Genomic DNA, 3,618 nt, shown 5'->3' on the forward strand with positions numbered 1-3,618 from the left:
CTTCCCTCTTACCTTCTTTTATTCTAAATTTATAGGGCTAATCCCTGCTTGTTTTTCCTTCTGGATCGCACCGGCATCCTGTCGGATGTCTCGAGCGACCCTCTCCAGGTCTTCCTTCTCTCTGCTGAACGCACTTCGCTACGGCGTTTACGCCTTCGCTCGTTTGTCGGGGCACATGCGGAACACGTCGCCAGACTGCGCTAGGCTCGTATTCCTCGTGCCACATATGAATTTGCATCTTCTATTGCTTTCTCGCTGATCTGTTTGCTCTTTGTTCTTTTCTTTTTAGAACTTGGAAAGAAAAAGACTTGAAACCAAAGAGCGCACCGGGCATACTCCGGTAGGGAAGAAAGGAAACGGCTGGATAGGCAGACTAACCCCTTTGAAAAAGGATGCGGTTAAAATCTGCCCACCACGTTCTCCGTCTAGTGCAAGACGAGGTATCCGTATGTCTAGGCGTTCCAAGACTCCGGGGTGTCTCAACCCCGACATGTGACTCGCTGCGCATCATTCGCGCACACAAGGCGTTTCCACGCCCTACCTTGCTGCCTTTCGGCGACTCGTCACATAACCCACTGCACGACGGCCAGAGCCGTCCTGCGTCGTGTCACAGCAATCATACAGCCGCCTACGAGGAACTCCCCCACCGTTTGTCGTGGGACTGCCTCCGGTCGTACCATATGACCCCGTCTGAACCTCTCAACGATCTTTACCATATCCCCGAAGGGACTTAGGCTATGTACAGGGCTTTCCGTCCTTCCCCTGCTAACGTCACACCACATGCTGGAACCGCATTGGTGACCGATCTACTTTATTGCGTCGGCTAGATGGACCTACTCGTTTTAAAGAGCGAGTGCAGAACTCTGATATGTAAAAACCAATACAAAAAGGACGTCGTCCGAATAGAGAGTTTCGTGAAACTCGCTATTGAACGACGTCCTTTTTTATACTAAAACCTTGAATGTTTCGGGTTTCCTTAGTATGATAGGTGCATCTAAGTTGGAGTCACGTGTAGTGTGCCTCCAACGATCAATAGCTAGTGTTGTCGCACTCGCTATTCAAAAGCGTCACTTCGTTGATCATCTACTCGTTTGGCGACAAGTAGATGGGAGAAGTGGCGTTTTTTGTTGTTCCGTCCGTATTTTGTTACTGATTATTCTACCTCTACATAGATATGATGACAATAAAATTTTTCTTCTTACTGCATCGTTTTTCTATTTCGCTTGTCACGGATCTTCATGTAAATGGACGCAAATGACGAATAAAAAAGTGGCACATTTCGTGCCACTTCCGTGTTTTCACTGGCACATTTCGTGCCGTTTTCGGACTTTTGGTGATATCACGGAAACCCCAGGCCCTGCCTGGGCTATCACAGAAAGTGATAGCAGTTTCCCCTTATGCTCTTTGAACGGTAAAATACGACATGAGGCACTTCGATTCTATCGGAACCAATCCCAAAAATGCGCACCTTGCGCCACCAATAGATAGTCGAACCAGTCGGCAAATCCCATCGGTAGTCGCTCGTATTCATCTTCGAAAGAGATAGACTCGCCGACCCAGATACGATTTTCACCAGTTCGGTCGACTTCGCAGATGATCCACTCACCGTCACGCCCAACACCAATCGGAATACAGTTCTCGGGACATTCCCAAATGTCGATATACTCCAGAATCTCATCGACAGAGAAGAAAAGAATTCCACCGCCATACTCCGGATGTATAAAAATCTCGGCTCCGTTATGTGACTTCAAAAACCCAATCATTTCATTCGGAGTATGGTTCGGCAGTTTACTCAATTCATTTTCCGACGCTGGAGAACCAAAAGAAAAGACATCATTACTTAAGTAACCCTCTTCTCTTTGCACTTCTAATCGATTGTTTATCAATCTTTTTTTGAATGTTTCTAACGCCAACAAATGTCTCACCCCATCCATGTTTTTCATGAAAAAGTTTGTGAATTCAGTCGGTTTTCGTCCGTTTTTCAGACTTTGGCTTGCGACCGTCGTCAAGTTTGCGTGGAGTTTTCATTTCACGCAAGGTTTCTTGAAAACAAAAAAATCACCCAAAAGGGTGATTTACATTAGACGTTACGGAGATGTTGCTCCACAACGCTTCCTGAACGCGTATGCGCCGGAATCCATTTGCCGCGTCGGAAATGACCGCGGACCATATGAGGATCCCTAGTATGCTTACGAACTAGAACTGTCATATTTTTGCCCTCCAAATCAATCTGGAGAACTCCCCTTGATGCTGGAGATTTGATAAACAAATCATCGACACGATCAGTTCCGTTTATTTGAATTTCTAAAAGAACGATTGATTAACTCGATTTCATTTGATACAATGGTCATTGACTTGATTATGTTCAAACGTTAACGAATTATCCGGCGTCAGGAAAAGGGCTCCGAGTAAGAGAAAAACGTATCGCATGCCAGTGCGGTATTTTTTTCCCCTATTTAATAGTACGATAGTTTTTTTGCAATGTCAACACAAAAAACACAAGAACACAAAACGTGTTGTTCTTATTTACTTTCTTTTAATTTCAAAGACTTTAACCCTTGTTGAATATTCGGTATTTCACGAATAGCCTTGATGTCCTGATTTGATGCTTTCAATATATTTACGAAGGCAATCTCATCTAGTCTTTCGATTAATTTATCAATGGCTTCGTTTATTTCTCTAACCTTCACATCTCCAACATACATGTAAAATCCTCGATCTATATTCGCAATTTTCCCGTTAGATTCTTCTACTAAATCTCTTATAGCTCCGCTAAAACTACCTGGAGAAAAATGTTCTCCAGTCTTTCTAAATACATACTCTTTAATTTCCCTCAAAGACACAGGTTCATCGGGTCTCGTTTGTAAATAACGTTCTGTTAACTTTTTTATTATTGGTGAAGCTGGCTCCGTCACGATCCTTCTATCTCTTTCGTTACTTGTATTCATAACATTCCCTCCTAATAAAACACCTTTCTTTAATAATTATATCATTCAACACAAACAGAACAAAAATAATTAAACATTTCTCTGGATATGCTCTTTCAAAATTTTTTCTACCAATTCATAAAATTTTAAATCGTTTTGTAAAGCGATATACTTCAGCTTTTTATGTAGAATCACATCCATATCCAACGAAACTTTCTTCCTGACGATTGATTCAGACCTCTTCTCAATTGCGAAATAATCGTCATCCAGCTGAGATTGCCCCGTGACGGGGTCGACTTTTAACGGCTCAGTTGCAATTTTCTTTGGTTTTGGTGTACTGATACGGGTTGATTGCACGAAATCGAGGACATTTTTGTCCGCATTCGGGTGGCTGCGGTCGATATACCATCGTTTCGTCCGCTGATCGAAGGTCGCGCCAGCCGACTTCAACGCCTCGCGAAGCTTCTCTTTCCCTACTGGGGCGTACTCTTTCGCTAGATCGAGGAACTTCATGCTCTCGTTCAACTTCGTCACCTCGAAAATCGTAAGATTCTTGTTCGTCATAAGAAACAACCTTTCTTCCTTCTTAGTTTTTAACTAACCTTCCCTCTTACCTTCTTTTATTCTAAATTTATAGGGCTAATCCCTGCTTGTTTTTCCTTCTGGATCGCACCGGCATCCTGTCGGATGT

3 protein-coding genes are annotated in these 3,618 nt (G+C 43.3%); all 3 read right to left on the bottom strand.

Annotated features, from left to right (window positions below):
- Positions 1-1,439: 1,439 nt before the first annotated feature.
- Positions 1,440-1,913, bottom strand: coding sequence for an SMI1/KNR4 family protein (locus KNO96_RS14170; protein WP_251125218.1), 474 nt, complete (start codon positions 1,911-1,913; stop codon positions 1,440-1,442).
- Positions 1,914-2,522: 609 nt separating this feature from the next.
- Positions 2,523-2,948 (bottom strand): hypothetical protein, encoded by a 426-nt coding sequence (locus tag KNO96_RS14175; RefSeq protein ID WP_214704566.1) that lies wholly within the window; start codon positions 2,946-2,948, stop codon positions 2,523-2,525.
- 69 nt (positions 2,949-3,017) lie between these two features.
- Positions 3,018-3,491: a hypothetical protein gene (locus KNO96_RS14180; RefSeq protein ID WP_214704564.1), complete on the bottom strand. Its 474-nt coding sequence runs from the start codon at positions 3,489-3,491 to the stop codon at positions 3,018-3,020.
- Positions 3,492-3,618 lie beyond the last annotated feature (127 nt).

The sequence above is a fragment of the Exiguobacterium sp. s89 genome (assembly GCF_018617735.1).
Taxonomy (GTDB): domain Bacteria; phylum Bacillota; class Bacilli; order Exiguobacteriales; family Exiguobacteriaceae; genus Exiguobacterium; species Exiguobacterium marinum.